Origin of the sequence: Roseimicrobium sp. ORNL1, from assembly GCF_011044495.1 — a bacterium.
In the GTDB taxonomy this organism is placed as follows: Bacteria; Verrucomicrobiota; Verrucomicrobiia; order Verrucomicrobiales; family Verrucomicrobiaceae; genus Roseimicrobium.
In genome coordinates this window covers 5,400,497-5,417,904 of the sequence record NZ_CP049143.1, presented here as the reverse complement: position 1 = coordinate 5,417,904, position 17,408 = coordinate 5,400,497, and the positions used below count along the sequence as shown (strand labels likewise).

The 17,408-nt window shown below is 58.3% G+C and carries 12 protein-coding genes; 8 read left to right on the top strand and 4 right to left on the bottom strand.

The window, feature by feature from the left end; all coding sequences use genetic code 11:
* Window positions 1-40: 40 nt before the first annotated feature.
* The 8 genes from gspG to G5S37_RS32885 all read left to right on the top strand — a co-directional run bounded on the left by gspG (window position 41) and on the right by G5S37_RS32885 (window position 13,144).
* Window positions 41-541, top strand: a complete 501-nt coding sequence (gene gspG / locus G5S37_RS21845; protein ID WP_276616978.1) for a type II secretion system major pseudopilin GspG — start codon at window positions 41-43, stop codon at window positions 539-541.
* A 130-nt stretch (window positions 542-671) separates the two neighbouring features.
* Entirely contained in the window at window positions 672-1,586 is a 915-nt protein-coding gene (locus G5S37_RS21840; protein WP_165206624.1) for an AraC family transcriptional regulator, read from the top strand.
* 1,206 nt (window positions 1,587-2,792) lie between these two features.
* Complete coding sequence (locus G5S37_RS21835) at window positions 2,793-3,578, top strand: hypothetical protein (protein WP_165206622.1); 786 nt, start codon at window positions 2,793-2,795, stop codon at window positions 3,576-3,578.
* Window positions 3,579-3,610: 32 nt separating this feature from the next.
* The gene (locus G5S37_RS21830) at window positions 3,611-6,049 is read left to right on the top strand and encodes an autotransporter-associated beta strand repeat-containing protein (RefSeq protein ID WP_206026098.1); all 2,439 of its coding nucleotides are present in this window, start codon (window positions 3,611-3,613) and stop codon (window positions 6,047-6,049) included.
* Window positions 6,050-6,154: 105 nt separating this feature from the next.
* Entirely contained in the window at window positions 6,155-10,267 is a 4,113-nt protein-coding gene (locus G5S37_RS21825; protein WP_165206620.1) for a PEP-CTERM sorting domain-containing protein, read from the top strand.
* A gap of 65 nt (window positions 10,268-10,332) precedes the next feature.
* Window positions 10,333-11,385 (top strand): kelch repeat-containing protein, encoded by a 1,053-nt coding sequence (locus G5S37_RS21820; RefSeq protein ID WP_165206618.1) that lies wholly within the window; start codon window positions 10,333-10,335, stop codon window positions 11,383-11,385.
* Window positions 11,386-11,451: 66 nt separating this feature from the next.
* Window positions 11,452-12,111: a DUF4198 domain-containing protein gene (locus G5S37_RS21815; protein WP_165206616.1), complete on the top strand. Its 660-nt coding sequence runs from the start codon at window positions 11,452-11,454 to the stop codon at window positions 12,109-12,111.
* Between the two features lie 90 nt (window positions 12,112-12,201).
* Window positions 12,202-13,144 (top strand): IS630 family transposase gene (locus G5S37_RS32885; RefSeq protein ID WP_165199738.1). Its coding sequence is split into 2 segments (ribosomal slippage): window positions 12,202-12,539 and window positions 12,538-13,144, totalling 945 coding nucleotides; the frame shifts between segments, so codons are not numbered across the junction.
* A gap of 105 nt (window positions 13,145-13,249) precedes the next feature.
* On the opposite strand, the gene G5S37_RS21805 is transcribed toward G5S37_RS32885, so the two are convergent.
* The 4 genes from G5S37_RS21805 to purU form a co-directional block, all read right to left on the bottom strand.
* Window positions 13,250-13,888: an MOSC domain-containing protein gene (locus G5S37_RS21805; RefSeq protein WP_165206614.1), complete on the bottom strand. Its 639-nt coding sequence runs from the start codon at window positions 13,886-13,888 to the stop codon at window positions 13,250-13,252.
* Window positions 13,889-14,010: 122 nt separating this feature from the next.
* Window positions 14,011-14,505 (bottom strand): YiiD C-terminal domain-containing protein, encoded by a 495-nt coding sequence (locus tag G5S37_RS21800; protein WP_165206612.1) that lies wholly within the window; start codon window positions 14,503-14,505, stop codon window positions 14,011-14,013.
* Window positions 14,506-14,923: 418 nt separating this feature from the next.
* Window positions 14,924-16,327, bottom strand: a complete 1,404-nt coding sequence (locus tag G5S37_RS21795) for a neutral/alkaline non-lysosomal ceramidase N-terminal domain-containing protein (protein ID WP_165206610.1) — start codon at window positions 16,325-16,327, stop codon at window positions 14,924-14,926.
* Window positions 16,328-16,493: 166 nt separating this feature from the next.
* On the bottom strand, window positions 16,494-17,354 hold the full coding sequence (gene purU, locus G5S37_RS21790) for a formyltetrahydrofolate deformylase (RefSeq protein WP_165206609.1): 861 nt from the start codon (window positions 17,352-17,354) through the stop codon (window positions 16,494-16,496).
* Window positions 17,355-17,408: the final 54 nt, after the last annotated feature.

The window sequence follows — 17,408 nt, the reverse complement described above, 5'->3', positions numbered from 1 at the left end:
CCTCATATCTGCCCGATCTCATCGTCCTGCTTACCCGACCATGTCCGAGCCTTCACCCCTGCCTCCCGGATTGCCTTCGTCTGATGAGCTGTTTGATCGGGAGCCTGAAAAGAAAGGATTCGGCATGGGGCGCTGGGGGTGTGTGGGACTGGTGCTCTTGCTGATGGGCGGGGTGATCTTTGTGGGAGGGTCTTTTTTCACGAGCTCTATTATGGGTAAGAAGAAGGAGTCCTTCGGAGAGGTGGCGCAGCAGGTCCTCGCGTCTGACAAACAGGTCTTTGCCACCGCCCTTGATGCCTATCGCTACACCGCCGGCAGCTACCCGACCACCGAGCAGGGATTGGAAGCCCTCACAGAAAAGCCGACCACGGATCCCGTTCCCAGCCGCTGGTATCCGTATCTCCCGATGTTGCCCAAGGATCCCTGGAACCAGCCTTACAAGTACCGGTATCCAGCGGTGAAATCGAAGAAGGAATATGACGTCTACTCCGTGGGTGAGGATGGGGTGGATGGCACCGCTGATGACGTCGGCAACTGGTAGTGGGGCGGACTGCTGGCCAAGGGCGAGCGACGGTGGAGTGGTCTTGGTGAGCAAGCCTGGTGCCTGGATAATTTGAATGGTTAGCTGAATTCTTATTGCAATTGCGTCTCAGAAGCTTTATGACGGCGGCATGATGGCAGCCACCTTTCGCCCGGAGACCCTCCACGGAGATTTGCGCGCAGATGGCTTTCGCATCCGGCTCTGGCAGTTTCATGCGGGCCGGGACACACGTCTGGAGTTCGGCATCGCATCGGAGTCCACGGTGATGGCCATGAGCTTCGCTGGTCGCCTGGTGTTCGCCAGCTCGGATGGCCAGGTGCGCATTTCGTCAGAACAGCTCGTGGTTGCATCGCAGTTGAAGCCTGAGACCCAATGGATTGCGCTGGAGGGGGGGCGGCATCGCGGGCTCTTGATTGAGATGGCTCCACAGATGCTGGAGCAGCTTCGCGGCACCGGTCATGGCCCGCTCCAGCAGCACGCCCAGAGCATCACGGTGAATCGCATCGGGCAGGGAGATGTTTCCCGGGTGCCCACGGCGGTACTCAGTCTTGCCCAGCAACTCAGCACGCCGCCCGCTCACACCGCCTGCCTTCCCATCTGGTTCCAGGCCAAGGTGATGGAACTCGCCTCACTCACCCTGTTTGCACCCGCCATCCCCCCCATGAACAAGCCGACCGAACCTGCTGGACGAGAGAGCCTCGAGCGCGCGCTCTTCCTCCTTGAACGCGACCTTGAGAATCCTCCCACGCTGGAAATGCTGGCTCAGGAGGTGGGTTGCGGGCCATTCCATCTCAGCAGGCTCTTCGGAAAAGTCACCGGGAAGACCATGCCGGAATTCCTCAGGCAAAAGCGCATGGAACGCGCTGCGCTGATGCTGCGCACCACGCGCCACAGCGTGAGCGAAATCGCCCTCTCAGTGGGCTACGAAAGCTTCAGTGCCTTCACTCGCGCCTTCGTCCGTGAAGTGGGAGCGACTCCCACCACGTATCGCGCTCAAGGCAGTGACGTCGCTTTGCCAATCGCGGCACAGTCGGAAGCAAACTGAGTCAAGCAATCGCCACCGACTGGGTAAACTCTGGACATGCACTTGAGACGAAATCGCAATAACGCTTTAAACGGGTCGGCCAGACTCGTGGCGACTGCGATGAACTCTTTCGAAGTGGCAGACATCGACGATCAGTCGAATAACAATTTCACCTCCCAGCGAGGACCAATTTCGGCACCGGGTGGTGCCGGGTGAGGGGCATCCTGCTGGCCGTATCCATGCTGATGGCCTGAGCAACTGTCAGCACAAAAAATGGTGCGGCCGGCGGGATGTCCAATCCCTCATCAGTGAGTGCACTGAGCCGCTGTATCAAGGCGGCCAACACGCGGGCACATGAATGCTGCGTGGCCTTGAGGGTCCCTGTCGTTGCATGAGGGCACTAAAGAGATGGAGGTCTCCATCTGGTCAGGTAGTGACTCCCGAACATCTCCCGACGTGAGCAGGGACACCAGCGGAGTGCAGAAGTAAGGAGTGGCTGCTGCGAATTATCGGCGACGATGAGAAGCCGTTGAAAGCGCATGCAAGTACGGAAGCATCGATTCTCCATGGGTGTTTCAGTTTCAGTCGCGGAGCGACGCCCGAACCGGTGAAACTGGGGTGGATGTCACGGATTCGGGGGTCGCTCCGCGACACTGATAACCGACCTTCCACCCGGCCTTGAAAGGCCGGGCTAAGACACGGGCGTCGCTTCGCGACTTAGTTTCACGATAGGCCATAGTTCTAGTTAGAACGCTCTAGTCTGGCAGCAGATTTGAATACCCGTGTTCCTTGCCTGGTGTGATGGCATTGCATGTGAAGTGGTGATAACAGACGCCCGGATTCACTGCGTTGAATGGCCGATATGTCCCAAGTGTCATGGCTGTGTAGTCTGATTAAAGGCAACGCCTGCACAGCATGTGCTTTGGTTGCGGGGGTGAATAAGCGCTGGGTTGATGCAACGGGTTCTTGATGAAGAAAAATCATTCGTGATGGCAACCGTAGGTTAATACATTAAGATACACCATATCAGTCAATGCTGGACGAATGATGACCAAGGTGAGGCAAGCGATGCATGCAAACCTTGCTACATGAAGAGTGGTTCAACGTCACTCAAAGGTCATGTCACAACAATCGTGTGGATCGATCACTATTCGCGGCAGGTTATCGCTGCCACTCCGTGTCTCCAAGAGGCATGGGTATCCTGCTTTCACTCTGGTGGAGATGCTTGTGGTTGCCTCCATCATTGCCGTGTTGTGCTCTCTTGCGTTTGCTGTCTTTTCGGCTGCAACTCAGCAGGCGAGAAAGGCGAATGAGATAGGTGCTGCGAAGACTATTATAACTGCATATCTGGCTTATCCCCTGGATCACAATGGATCATTGATGGTGGGGCATTATGAGGGAGCTGTTCCGGAGCTGGACGAGGAGGCGTATGAGCTGCCCAATGGTGATGAGGTGAGTGGTGCGGAGTTGCACCGTTATCCATTCCGGCTTGCGCCCTATATGGAGGATAAGATTGACGGGACCATTCTCGTGAACCGCAACGCGGGGCAGATTCGCGACGCCTTCTCTTCCTCCCAGTTCAACTATGGCACAAGCCTTTGTCCTGCCCTGGGCATCAACTACTATTTCGTAGGAGGTCTGAAGACAGGGAGCGAAGTGGCTGGTGCGGCGGATTGCGCCACCAATCTGTCGCAGGTGGGCAGCGCCGAATCGTTGCTGGTGTTCGCGTCGGCATTCACCGAGGTGGGAGGCAAGAAGATCGACGGGCGCTATGGCGTCGAACCACCTTCTTACCGGGCTAAACTATGGGATGCGAACCTGCACGTAGATGCGCGCTACGGCGGCAAGGCGGTGTGTGCCTTCTTGGATGGAAGCGTGCGTACCTACACCATTGAAGAGCTGCGGGACATGAGGCTGTGGAGCATGCGCGCAGCGATGCTCGACGACGAAAATTACGTGGTGAAGGCGTCGAGCAGTGGCGGGATTGGTGGAGGACGTGGAGGACGGAGATGATGAGCCTGCGGTCTATCACAGGCCTCATTGCCGTGGCTCTCCTTCTGTCGCCCCCCGCAAGGGCGGAGTACTTGTTCGTGCCAGGAGCGAATGCCACACCCAACAGCTTCCAAACCCCAGCGATTGATTTCGACGGACTCATCTATGAGTACAGCGCCTGGGACATCTTCTATGCTCCCCATACGCTTGCAAACTACCCGGATATCTTCGCTCCCTACGGAGGGCTTCCGGGGGCCAATCCTGGTGAATGGACTCCTGAGCAACGCAGTGCAGCGAATCTTAATCCGCAAAATGCCGGTTATGGCACCTTCCCGGTGGGTGCGGGTATCTTCAATCCTGCTGACCCGCTCGCCTTCTGGGACACGCGAAATCCTACCATCACCCAGACTGGTACCAACACGACCTTCATCATCGGGCCCGATATCTCCGGGAATATCTACAGCTTCCAGCAGAAGACCTCCTACGTCCTCGCGAATAATCCTGACTACGATCAGCTCGGTACGGTGATCTTCCAGTTCCACACGGATGGAGCGCTGGTGGATTTTTCAAAAATCAAATTGGTGTGGAATGACGGGGTGAACGACCACACCATTTATGCCACGGAGGCGGAGTATCTCAGGGAGTACCGTAATACGGCCAGCGGACATTGGAGTGCCTCCGGAGGGTATTCCAATCGCGTCGCCATCCAGTGGGACATGACCGAGGCGGTCGACCAGTTTGGTGATCCCATTACCTCCTACAAGATTTACTGGGAAGCGGAGAGCTCCAGCATGAGCTTTCAGAAGGCGGATCTGGTGACAGCCGATACTTATGACGCAGGCATTCCTGCCGGCGCCACGTGGGTGGGAGCCACGGGAAACTGGAACCAGTCTGGCAACTGGCAAATGCATAGTGCGGTCGGAACGACGCTGCCACAGGCCAATGGGAACATCCGATTTGATAACACGTCCCCCGCAGTTCTGACCATCAATGATGGGCACCACACGGTTGGAGAAGTGATTTTCGAATCGGCCTCGAATGTAACCATCAATTCCCTCTCAGGATACAGGCTCACCTCCAATACGGGTGTGACCACGAGAGACACAGCAACGGGAAACTATACCATCAATTCGAACTTTGCGCTTGGTGCCCTGAACTTCTTCGAAATTAACGCGGGTACCGTCAACATGAATGGCGTGATCTCCGGCGCATACGGCATCGTGAAGTCAGGAGATGGGACGCTGGTGCTGGGGAACAACAACACCTTTACCGGATTTCTCGGAGTGCAGGATGGCACCATTGTCGTCAACGGTACCAATGCCTACACCGGCGGCACCACGGTCATCAACGGCAGGCTGGTGCTCGGTGCTGATGCGGGGGCCACGGGAGCTTTGGGCAACTCCAGCAGCGAGATCGCCCTCGGTGCTGATGCCGGGCTCTATGCCTACATAGGAGGGGGGCAGGTGCTCATGGCGGAGATCATGCTGAATGGGAACAGAACCCTCTCGCGCGATATCGGTCTCGCCGCAGGAGACTTTGGCAAGCGGTTGGGAGGCATGAATGCCACGGGAGGAGCGACGTTCTCCGGAAATATTGTTTTTGGCACGACATCGAGCAATCCTGACAGTGCGGATTCGGCGGCAGGAGAAGTTTATCTGACCGCGCAGAACGCATCTGACGTGGTGAGGTTCTCTGGACAGCTTGCGGGTGGCAGTACCAGCAAGCGGGTCATCATCGATGGAGAGGGCACCGTCGCCTACACCGGTGTCAACAAGACCTACCAGAACGCCACACTGGTGAAGAAGGGCACGCTTCTCATCGACTCGGGCGTGGCGCTGACGGGAAATGGAAACGTCACGGTGGATGCGGGTGCCAAACTCAAGGTGAACGGCACCCTCGGAGGCACGGGTCAGCTTGCAGTCTCCGGTACCATCAGTGGCACCGGAACCGTACAACGCGGCTTCTCCATTGCCAATGGTGCGACCATCAGTCCCGGCAACAGTGTGGGAACGCTGACAGTGATAGGTGACCTGCTGTTTGGAGGGGGCGGGGTCTTCAGTTGGGAAATGCAGAATGCCTCCGGGGATGAAGGCACGGGATGGGACCTCCTGACGATCGAGGGGAAACTCAATATTACCGCTACAAGCGCCAATCGCTTCGAGGTTGAACTGGTCACACTAAATCTCTCCGGTGTGCAGGGAATTCCCACGGGATTCGATCCTTACGAACTGTACGACTGGACCATTCTCACCGCGCTGGATGGCATCGTGGGATTCTCGGCGGACAAGTTCTCCCTGGATCTGGCCTCTTTTGTGGGGCCGCACAGCAGCAACTTCAGCATCGGGAAACTAGCCCACGGAGATGGCTCGGAGAGCCTGGTGCTTCACTACAATCCAGTCGCTGTTCCCGAGCCTGGCCGCTCCATGCTCCTCTTTTTTGCCGCAGCCACAGCGCTGCTGCGCCGCCGTCGCCGCCCGAGTTTTTCAATCTGATTACAACACCGCTGCATCCTGCATCCCATGAACACAACGACACAACGACCTACAGCCCCTCCATCTCGTCTGATAAGGCTGGTGCTCCAAGCCAGCATTATCTTCATGTTTGCCTTTTCCTCCGTGCTCCAGGCCTCGCCCGTTTCGCTCAGTCTTCTCGGGACCACTACTTATGATGGATGGATCAATCTCTCGGCAGCAGGTGGATACACCGGCGTGAGCTTCCCCGGGTCGGGAGCGTGGCCGACCACAGGTGGGAACTGGACTGCCTACAATCCGGGCTCAGGGAACGTGGGTGCCATTGGCTCGAATACGGCAGGCTCTGGGGATGCGCTCCTCTACAAGGTATCCAATGGCGCCGGTGGCGGACCTTATCCCGCAGGTGGCTCCATTTACTTCGGCGGTTTCTCCGGTGACCCCAATATCAATGGTGGAACCTTGGGGGTGGTGGATACCACTCCGCTGGCAGGCGTGAAGACCATCGCGTTCCAGTTGGATATTGGGGAGGCGAGTGGGTATGACCTCTTCAACGACGTGCTCCCGAAACTGGTCTACACGACCTCGCTGGGAACGTTCGAGATGACCGCCACCTATTCCGACCGCATCTCCCAGATCTATACGGGAGATATTCTCATGCCAACCGGGTATGAAGACATTTATCGCAACACCTGGGGTGTCCAGTTTAATCTCGATGGAGTCACCGATCCCATTCTCTCCTATGAGGTCCAGTTCACCGGTGTGCAGCATGCCCAGGCGTATGCGATGCAGCTGGACACCAGCAATGTATTGCATGCGACGAACATCTTCCCGCAGGCTGCTGAGTGGGATGCGGGTGGTGGCAACAACCTGTGGAGCACTGCGGCCAACTGGAGTGGCAATACACAGCCAGCCAATGGCCGTGAGGTGCTGTTCGCCCAAGGCACGGCCGCGGTGCTCGACGTGGACCAGACGGTTGAGTCCCTCGCCATTCAAACTACCGGGAATTTCACACTCTCCAGCAACGGATCTTCCACACTCACTGTCGGAGCAGGCGGCATCACGGCTGACGGCGGTGGCAATGTGGTGAACTACACCGTCAGCGCGCCCGTGCAGATCAGTGAGTTCAATCTCATCAATATCGCGGAGGATACGACGCTCACCATGGCCGGAAGCATCACGGGTCCTGGCTTCTACAAGAAGGGGGAAGGCACTTTGCGCCTTGAAGGCAACAACACCTTCACCGGGAATTCCTTCAACAGGCTCATCATCACCGGTGGAGAGAATTTCATCAGCGGGGAGAATGTCTACACGGGAGCAGGCGCGCTCGAGCTGAACATGAAGAACACCACCGTGACGCTGCATGGTGGCGACGACCGTCTGAGTTCAAACTTCACGGTCCAACTGTACAGCAGGCGTGTGGTGGACGGTGCCACCTTCGTTGGGGAGGAAAATGCCAAGCTGGTGCTGGGAGATGCCTCCGGGAAATCGGATCAGACCTTTACGGGCATCATGGCTGCCCAGATGACCATCTTTGATGAAGCCACAGGAACTTCGTCCACGGGTACCGCATCCAATGCATCCATCGTGGGTGGCAGTGCTGAAATCTCAACACTGACGACCAACGTTGCCAGTGGGGCTCCCGTTGAATACTGGGGCAATATCGGTGGGGCCGGGACGAACGAGAATAACATTTCCCTCGTTAAGACCGGTGGCGGTGTGCAGGCAATCGGCGGCACCGGAACGTATGTGGGGGATACGGTGATTGAAGCAGGCATGCTGCGGCTCGACTCCACCACGGCCTTGTCCACCGCCAGCCATCTGGTGCTCGATGGAGGAGTTCTGGGACTCGGTGCTGGGAACTTCACCTGGAGTCTTGGCACTGGCGCCGGGCAGGTTGAGTTCAAAAGCAGCAGCGGTTTCGCCGCCTACGGCGCTGTTCGCACCGTGAACCTCGGAGGAGCCGGTGCCCAGGTCACTTGGGGCGCAGGCAGCTTCGTGGCGGATGGAGACGCTCTGGTCCTTTCCCATGGCTATGCCAACAACACGGTGGAGTTCGCGAACGCCATCAACCTGGGCAGCGAAGATCGCGTGGTGCAGACGCTTAATGGCTCTGCTGCTGTGGATGGTCGTCTCACAGGCGTGGTCAGTGGATCTGGCGCTTTGCGTAAGCAGGGAGACGGTACCTTGGAAGTAACCAATGCAAACACCTACACCGGTGGCACTTCAGTCGAAGCCGGGACGTTTGCCGTGGCTGGCGCTACTGGATCGATTGACGGTGATGTGACGGTTGCGGGAGGTGGAACCTTCCAGTTGACCAACACCGCCGCCGCCAATTCCGGAGATCGCGTTGAAGACTCGGCGACCATCGTATCGACCGGTGGTATCATCAATGTCAGCAATACCGGCAGCGCCAACTTTAGCGAAACCATTGGAAAACTGGATCTTGAAAAGGGCGCCACGACCGTGACGACCACCCAGGTGGCCGCAGGGTTCACCAATGTCCTCAACATCGTGGAACTCGAAAGATCGGTGGGCTCCACCGTGAACTTCACCGCCGCGACGCTGGGCACCCGGAACAGTATCATGCTGGGCACCGCGCCGACGCTCCAGAATGGCATCATTGGTGGATGGGCGACTGTGGGCAATGAATTTGCCACCTACAACGGCACCACTGGAGTCACCGCATTCACCGCGTATACGACTACAGGAGAGAGCACCTGGACCGCGGCAAATACGGTGAAGATCACCGGAGGCGCCGCGGGGGTCACCAACACGCTCACGGCTGGCCGCACTGTCAACGCCCTCGCCATGGTGGGTCCCACTGCAGGTACCAATACGCAGAACCTGCTGGACCTTGCCGGTCAACAATTGAGGGTTGCTGCTGGCGGCATCATCTTCAGCGGTGGTAACAGCACCCGCCGGAGCTACATCAACAACGGCACGATCACGGCAGGCAGCGCCATCAACACACCTGCTGAACTCGCAGTGTATTCCAGCGCCTCCGGTGCCTACATCGGGGCCTCCATTTTGGACAATGGCACTGGAGCCGTGACGTTGGTCAAGAGCGGTGCGGGATTCTTGTACCTTACCGGGGCGAATTCACACTCGGGAGGGACCTATATGAACCAGGGTTCGCTTGCAGTGAATCATGCCCAGGCATTGGGGACGGGCACGCTCTATTTGGGCAACGGTGTGGAGGTCCACAACAGCTCCGGTGCGCACATCACGCTCGCCAACAACAATAATCAGGTTTGGAATGGAAACGTCACCTTCGCGGGAGCGCACAATCTGGACTTCGGCACGGGGCGGGTGACCCTCGCCAGAGAGGGTATGGTCATCGTGAATGGTGGCATCACCACCTCCGTGGGTGGAGTCGACGGCAACTACCAGCTCTACAAGGTGGGAGCGGGCGCTCTCGAAGTGAAAGGTAGCAGCACTTACACCGGAGGAACGAACATCGGCGCAGGAACATTTGTCGCTGCGGCGAACAATGCACTCGGCACCGGGGTCGCCACGATTCAGAGCGGCGCCACGCTTCGTGTGAACAGTGGTGTATCCCTTGCCAACAACATCGTCTTGAACAAGGGCGGCACGCTGCACCTGAATTCGTCGAGCCTGAGTGGAAACGTTGAGTTCAACGGTGGCACGCTCGTTGGCGGTGGTACGTTGAATCAGGCCCTCACCGTCGGTGGAGGGGTTGGTCAACTCAATGTGCTCGCTCCGGGCAATAGTCCGGGCACACTCTCCACTCTGAGCCAGACGTGGACCGGTGGAGGCCAGTACCAGTGGGAAATCTCCGATGTGGATTCCGGTCCAGGTATTGGCTGGGACTTGGTCGACATCAACGGCACCCTCACGATCACCGCGACCGAGGAAGACCAATTCATTTTAAGCCTGAAGTCACTCAATACGAGCCTCCTCGCGGGAGCGATTGCGGACTTCGATCCATATGAGGACTACAGCTGGCAGATTCTCACGGCGAGCGAGGGCATTGAAGGCTTCGACATGGATGTCTTCACCTTTGATTACAGCGGATTCACCGGGGAGGAAGCCGGCGGCAAATTCTCCATCGCCCAAGAGGGGAACAGCCTCTATGTGAAGTATGCATCGGTGCCCGAACCCACGAGAATGGTGTTGCTGCTGGGTGCTGGGATCATTATGGTGCTCCGTCGACGCCGTTCTCATGCGAATCCATTGTCAGAGGATCGGGTTCTGATGCGTACCGTGGTATCTGCCTGAAGGATGCCACGTTCGCACCTCGCACCCTGATTTGTAATCTGCCGATCAACCTTTTCTTTTTTCTCATGATTTCTCGATTTGTTCTCGGAACGGTTCCTCTTGCTGCGCTGGCTCTTCTGGCGACGGCATCTATCACCACTGCGGAGACTCCGCCACCTTCACTTCCCCCGCTGCCAGAGGCGGTGACCAGTTTTGGTGGCGCGATCAGCGAAGATGGCCAGCTCTTTGCGTATGGCGGCCACAAGGCGGGCACGCATGAGTGGTCGCTCGATACCACGAGCGGCAAACTGAATCGTCTTGATCTTACCAAGCCAGGCTCTGCCTGGGAAACACTGGGCGAAGGGCCGAAGGTGCAGAGCCCGGGTCTCGCGGTGCATGCCGGGAAGGTCTATCTCGTCGGCGGCATGCAACCGCAGAACAAGGAGGGTGCGAAGCCGGAACTGTTTTCGCTGAATCATGCCACCATGTTTGATCCGGCGACCAAGGATTGGAAAAAACTTCCTGACCTGCCTGAGGGACGCTCGAGTCATGAAGTGGCGGTGCTGGATGGCAAACTCTACGTGGTGGGTGGATGGCCGCTCGATACGCGCAAGTCTGAGACCAAACCGGATGATGCAGAGGTGGAGCGTGGCTATCACAAAACCATGCTCGTGCTGGATCTCGCCAAGCCGGATGCCTGGCAGAGCGTGCCACAGCCTTTCCAACGCCGCGCCCTTTCCGTGGTGGCGAGCCAGGGAAAGATCTACGCCCTTGGCGGGATGAATGAAAAGAACGAGGTCACGGCAGACGCCGATGTGTACGACGTGAAGTCCGGCAAGTGGGAGAAGCTGCCGGAGATTCCCGTTGTGTCTAAGAAGACGAAGGCCTTTGCCACGGCGGCTTGCGAGCTGGATGGACGCGTGCTCGTGAGCCCTGCGGGAGGCAAGATCTTCGCGCTCTCGCCAGACGCGAAATCATGGGTGGAGGTCGGCCAGCTGCAGACGCCTCGTCTCTTCCACCAGATTGAGCCGTGGAAAAACAGCCAGGTAGTTGCCCTTGGCGGAACGAAGGGTACGAAGCCGACCGACAGCGTGGAAATTGTTTCCATCGCCCCGCCTGCGACGGTAAGCGCGAAGTAGCCTTGCTCCTTTCTCCAGATATCACGCAACCACCCACCACAGCAATCTATCCATCTACATCACACCATGTTGTCACGTTTGTTCGCCATACTATCCGTTTTGCTATGCCTTGCTTCCACTGTTTCCGCGCATGAAGTCTGGATTGAAGAACTGGATGGCAAGCTCGTAGTCCGCTTTGCCGAATACGGTGAGGAGTATGAGAAGTCACCGGGTCACCTTGATTCCCTGATCACACCGCAGGCCTGGACCACGGGAGAAGATGGCAAGCCAGCACCCTTCGAGGTGCAGAAGAAGGCAGACCACTTCCTGCTGGAAGGCGCTACCACGGCCAAAGGCGCCATGGCAGAGACCGGCTTTCCCGTGATGAAGCGTGGTGATGCTCCGGCTCGCAAGCCGAACTTCTACGCGCGTTGGCACCACGCCGGCGCGGGTGAGGCCAAGCCCGCCATGATGTTCGACATCGTGCCCACGGCGACCCCCGGCGAGGTGCAGGTGTTCTTCCGTGGTAAACCCATGGCTGACACGAAGGTTTTCGTAGTGCCACCGGAAGGCAAGGAAGAGGAAATCACGACGGACAAGGATGGCAAGGCCAAGTTCGTCATCGGCAAGTCCGGCAACTATCTGCTCTACTGCAAGCATCATCGCGAAGACCTGCCCGGGTTTTCTGGTGGCGTGGCCTACGAGGCGCTGAGTCACAATTGCTCTCTCCTTTGGAAGCAACCTTGATAATTTTATGGACCGCTAATGGACGCTAATTTTCGCTAGAGCGTTTTCTGTTTAATTTGTCGCAAACTGAGGATGATGCTAGAGTAGCTCATGAAGAGCTTCAGCATGGATCTGCGTAAGCGACTGGTGGCCGGTCGGCGACGGGGACAAAGCGCCGAGGAACTCGCGCGACTCTTTGGGGTTTCCAAACGCAGCGTCGAACGCTTCTGGAAGCGTCACTTGGAGGAGGGCACGGTGGAACCCAAGCAACGAGGTGGTTACCGCCGCTCCCGCCTGGAAGGACATGATGAGCTGTTGCATCAATGGATCTCCCAGCAACCTGATTTGAGCCTGGAGGAGATGAGCGAGCGTTTGAACAAGCAGTTGGACATCAACATCGGCACCACCGCCCTGTGGCATCGGCTGGAGAAGCTGGGCTTGAGCTATAAAAAAAACGCTGCACGCCGCCGAGCAAGAGCGGCCTGACTTGCAAGCGGCTCGCCAGCTCTGGCGTGAGCAGCAAAGCCAATGGGAAGGCCGCCACTTGGTCTTCTTGGACGAGACGGGACTCAATACCAAAATGAGCCGGTTGTATGGACGTTCGGCCAGTGGGCAGCGCTGCCGTTGTGCGGTGCCCTTTGGACATTGGCACACGGCGACTTTGGTGGTGGCGCTGCGTCAGGATCGCCTTTGTGCTCCGTGTGTGCTGGATGGACCCATGAACGGGTCTGCATTCCTAGCCTACATCGAACAGTTCTTGGCTCCGCAACTCACACCCGGTGACATTGTCATCTGCGACAATCTTGCCAGTCACAAGGTCAGCGGCGTGGCACAGGCGATCGAAGCACGAGGCGCACGCTTGATTTACCTGCCTGCGTACAGCCCCGACCTCAATCCCATTGAAATGGCTTTTGCCAAACTCAAAGCACATGTGCGCCATGCAGCACAGCGCACCTTTGAGGGCTTGGAAGCCGCCGTCGCGCAAGCTCTGGACATGTTCTCACCAGAACACTGCGCCAATTTCTTCCGCCATGCCAATTATGCGACAAATTAAATAGAAAATGCTCTAATGTTTCGAGCAGCCACAGCACGGACAGATGCTTGTACTATCAGCGATTGTTAGCGCCGATTAGCGGTCCATTTGGTCGAGAGGGCCGCGTCAATGGGCAAGGCGCTTCTCGATATCCTTCCGCACGCCGGGAGCGAGGGCTTCCACCTTGAGCAGCTTTTCCATCGTCTCGATGTCGTCTTCATTGAGACGGTGGACGCCGAGTAGAGCACGTACGCTGATGCACTGGGGCTCCTTCTCCACCACTTCGATGGAATCGCCCGCGGTGATGGTGCCTTCCTGAAGGACTTTGTAGTAGAATCCGCTGTGGCCGCTCTGCAAGAAGGGTTTCAAGATGTCGGGACGGCTGACCTTGTGTGCGAACTTGAAGCAAGGCAGGCGCTCACAGGTAACCTGGAGCAGGACGTTGCTCATGCGATGGACATCGCCGATGCAGACTTCTGTCTCGATGAGACCGCTGGTGGTGAGGTTCTCACCGAAGGTGCCGTGCTCCAATGAAGCGGCACCGAGAAACGTTGCCCAGTGCGCGTAGTGCTCGATGGGGTAGGCGTACACGGCCTGATGCTCACCACCGTGGACGGTCAGGTCCGCCTGTCCATCACCTGAGAGCCCGAGTTTGCGAACCTCTACCGGACCGGTCACCGGCTCCTTGTAGATGCCCGTGGGCACTGCCTTGCCGTTGATTTCGATCACTCGGGGCATGGCGATGTTCACGGAGAGGATCTGCATGGGAGAGGGGAGTGGGAGTTTTGCTCCAGAGTGCAGGTCCTGCCGCATGAATCAGGCCAATCGCCTGGAGCTTGCTGGAAGGTACGACGGCGCTTCAAAGAAAGGCGCAATGCAGGTGCCGCCTACCGAATGGCGACGTAGGTGCCTGTGAACACGACACTGATCTGCCCGCTCTCAATGACGCTGCACGAGAGAACGACGCGTGCCTTCCCCTTCTGGGAGAACTGATGGTGGAACGTGCTCATGACGTCGGTGTCAGGACGTTCACACACCACGCGAATCAAGGAGTCCTTCACGGGGCGTCGGTAGGAAATGGTGCTCTCTTTCACCACGACGTGTGCTTGAGTGGCCGGAGACCCGTCTATGTCATCATTGCTCTGCCTTGCTAGCTCCAGCCACAGCAGCGCATAGCCGGCGAGTGTGCACAGCGCACTCAGGCTTCCACCGAAGGCGGTGCCAAGGTGGTTGTGATTGACCTGCAACGGTGCGGTGAGAACAAGGTGGCCTGTCGTCGGCTCATACGACTCGATGCCCACACCCATCGCGCGGGTGATGGGAATCTGGGCGTGAAGATACTCCTCGGTGGATCGGCACAGGTGCTGAGGATCGGTGGACATGATGAGGTGAAGCACCATGGAAAGTGGTTCGCCGCAGGCAAGTGGGGATGCTGGTCCGTTGGGGGCGATGGTGAGCTTCGGAAACCACTAATAGGCACTAACGAACACTAATTGTAAGATACTAAAAGGGACCGCTAATGGACGCTGATGTTCGCTAATGGTTCAGTAGCTCCAAGGCCTGGCAGTGCGCATTGGCGATGGGCGCCTGGGCGCCTGGGCGCCTGGGCGGCTGGGCGGCTGGTCAGCAAGAGGCAGGAGCAAGCTACCACCGCACCAACCACTTCGTTCCCAACATTAGCGTTTGTTAGCGTCAATTAGCGGACCCCCAATCCCATCAACCTTCCTCAGAATTAGTGTTCGTTAGTGCCTATTAGTGGTTCCCCGCTCTCACTACCTCACGCAGCGCTGCGATGCCCACTCACTTCCCCTTCAACTTCGCCAGCATCCCCTTCAGCTTCTCCGCGATCTTCGTAGAGGCCTCTACTTCCAGGTAGGCGCTGCGGGCGCGCCAGGTTTCGTAGCCGCCGAGTTTGTGCTGCTCGGGAGTGGGAAGGTAGCCGTTGTAGCCATTCGCGAGGGAGACGGTGAAGTGGCGGGTGAAGGGGGTGCTCTTCTTCAGGTCGAGGCCGATTTCCACAAAGGTCTCACACGGGAGGGTGGCAATGCTGAGGTCGCCGATGCGATAGGCCTGGAGCTTCACGGGCACCTTGTCCGGATAATCGGCGAGCTTCACGGTCTCACGGGCATAGATGGCCTTGCGGTCGGCCCACTGGCCGTCCTTGTCCTTGGGGGTGGCCTCGAGCGTTTGTTTTGCCTGGGCCAAGCCAGCAGCATCCGCCTTGCGCACACCGAGCTGCAGGACGGTTTCTTCCGCCGCCAGTTTTGTGGTGGGTGACCACTTCATGGTATCGTAGGCAGTCATGGCGGCATCGGCCACACTGCGGGCCACGATCTTGATCTGTTCACCCGGTTCGCGTTTCAGGCGAATGGGGGAGGCGAAGTTGATGTTGTTGATGTCGCCGCTGGTGCCGTTCGACATGATGCCGACAAAGGCCGGCTTGCCCTGATAGCGCGCATCGGTGGCCTTGAGTCGCTCCGCCATCTCATTCGCAAAGGCGGCGTAGTAGTCCGCAGAGATGGCGGGATTCCCGCCGACGTAGTGCAGGCTGTAGTTCGCGAGCACGGCAATGGGACGCTTGTCTGCGGCCGAGCGCACGGCGAGGATGCCCACATCGGGATCCACCGGGCCGGCGGGGACGGAGACCTTGGGATTCTGCGCGCCGGGGTTCATCCACGCGCGGTCCGTGGTGATGGAGAAGGGGTTCTCATACTGCTCCTGTTCCTTCACGCGCCACCGGCGGTTGAAGACCTGCGAAGGATCACTGCCGAATCCCCAGGCGATCTCCGCGGGTTCCAGGTTCTCATGGGCTTTGATCAATCCTTCGGCGATGCGCGCCGGCACGGTGGCCACATACTCCATGTCGGGATCGCTCTGGAATGCCGGGCCGAGGGCGGCGGCAGAGTGCGTGTGCGTGGCGGAGATCATCATGTGGTTTGCGGGCACACCGGTCTTCTTGGCTGCGATTTCCTTCGCCTTGTCGCAGATGTCCTGCGGGATCATGCACGCATCCACCACGCACAGGATGATCTCTGTCGTCCCATCGTGGATGGCCACGCAACGTGCGTGCATCGGGTCGGTGATCCCCTGGGCAAAGGCGCCCTTCATGCTGCCGTTTACCGGGATGGGGAACTTGGTCGGAGAAATGTCCTGCGCGTAGGCGCCCGCGCGCAGTGCCTCCGCTGCGTGAAGGGAAGTCAGCATCAAGCAGCACCCGCACACAGCAAGTAACACAGGAAGGAGAAATCGGCGTGTCATGCGTGGAGGTACGCTGGGACGCACGCATTCTTCATGCCGTATCACAAACCGAGGGAACGTGCGCACATTCGGCACACGCGATTCCCTGCCGTGCCATGCACCCCTCGGGGCTTCAAGAAAACACCACCGTCTTGTTCCGGTACACCAGCAGACGATTCATCACATGCCACCAGAGGGCCTTGGCGAGGACGGTCTTTTCCAGGTCCTTCCCGAGACGCACCAGATCGGCCACGGAGTTGTCATGGGACACACGCATCACGTCCTGGTGAATGATGGGTCCCTGATCAAGATCCTCCGTCACGTAGTGACTGGTCGCGCCAATGATCTTCACACCCCGCTCAAACGCCTGATGGTACGGTTTGGCGCCGACGAAGGCGGGAAGGAAGGAGTGGTGGATGTTCAGGATGGCATCCGGGAACTCACGGATGAGCGCCGGGCTCACGATCTGCATGTAGCGCGCGAGCACCACAGTATCGACCGAGTGTTCGCGGAGGAGGGCAATTTGAGCGTCTTCCTGCGCGGCCTTGTTCGCCGGCGTGATGGGGAAGTGGTGAAACGGAATGCCAAAGCGCTCCGCCGCGGGACGCAGCACTTCGTGATTGCTGACCACCAGCGGGATTTCCACCGGCAGCTCACCCGCTTCATGACGCGAGAGCAGATCGTACAGGCAATGGCTTTCCTTCGAAACGAAGAGGGCGAGCCGCTTCCGCTGGCTGGCGAAGTGCAGCTTCCACCACATCTGGTGGCGGCGTCCCAAGATAGAGAAGCGGGAGTCGATTTCCTCCTTCTCGAGGTTGAACTTCTCCAGCGACCACTCCACGCGCATGAAGAAGAGGTTGCCCAGTGGATCAATGTGCTGCTCGAGGTCGAGGATATTCCCACCGTGGGAAAAGATGAACCCGGTCACGTCATGCACCAGTCCAGGCTGGTCCGGGCAGTGGATGAGCAGGGTGGCCGTGTCAGAGGAGGGCATTCGATCATTGTCGATGGATTTCGGAGGTCGGCAACTCTCAGCCCACATGAGAGG

Excerpts from the sequence above, each read along its gene's own strand:
- G5S37_RS21795 (WP_165206610.1), bottom strand. The coding sequence starts at position 16,327 with ATGCTGACTTCCCTTCACGCAGCGGAGGCACTGCGCGCGGGCGCCTAC.
- gspG (WP_276616978.1), top strand. The coding sequence starts at position 41 with ATGTCCGAGCCTTCACCCCTGCCTCCCGGATTGCCTTCGTCTGATGAG.
- G5S37_RS21805 (WP_165206614.1), bottom strand. The coding sequence starts at position 13,888 with ATGCAGATCCTCTCCGTGAACATCGCCATGCCCCGAGTGATCGAAATC.
- G5S37_RS21820 (WP_165206618.1), top strand. The coding sequence starts at position 10,333 with ATGATTTCTCGATTTGTTCTCGGAACGGTTCCTCTTGCTGCGCTGGCT.
- purU (WP_165206609.1), bottom strand. The coding sequence starts at position 17,354 with ATGCCCTCCTCTGACACGGCCACCCTGCTCATCCACTGCCCGGACCAG.
- G5S37_RS21825 (WP_165206620.1), top strand. The coding sequence starts at position 6,155 with ATGTTTGCCTTTTCCTCCGTGCTCCAGGCCTCGCCCGTTTCGCTCAGT.
- G5S37_RS21800 (WP_165206612.1), bottom strand. The coding sequence starts at position 14,505 with ATGTCCACCGATCCTCAGCACCTGTGCCGATCCACCGAGGAGTATCTT.
- G5S37_RS21840 (WP_165206624.1), top strand. The coding sequence starts at position 672 with ATGATGGCAGCCACCTTTCGCCCGGAGACCCTCCACGGAGATTTGCGC.
- G5S37_RS21815 (WP_165206616.1), top strand. The coding sequence starts at position 11,452 with ATGTTGTCACGTTTGTTCGCCATACTATCCGTTTTGCTATGCCTTGCT.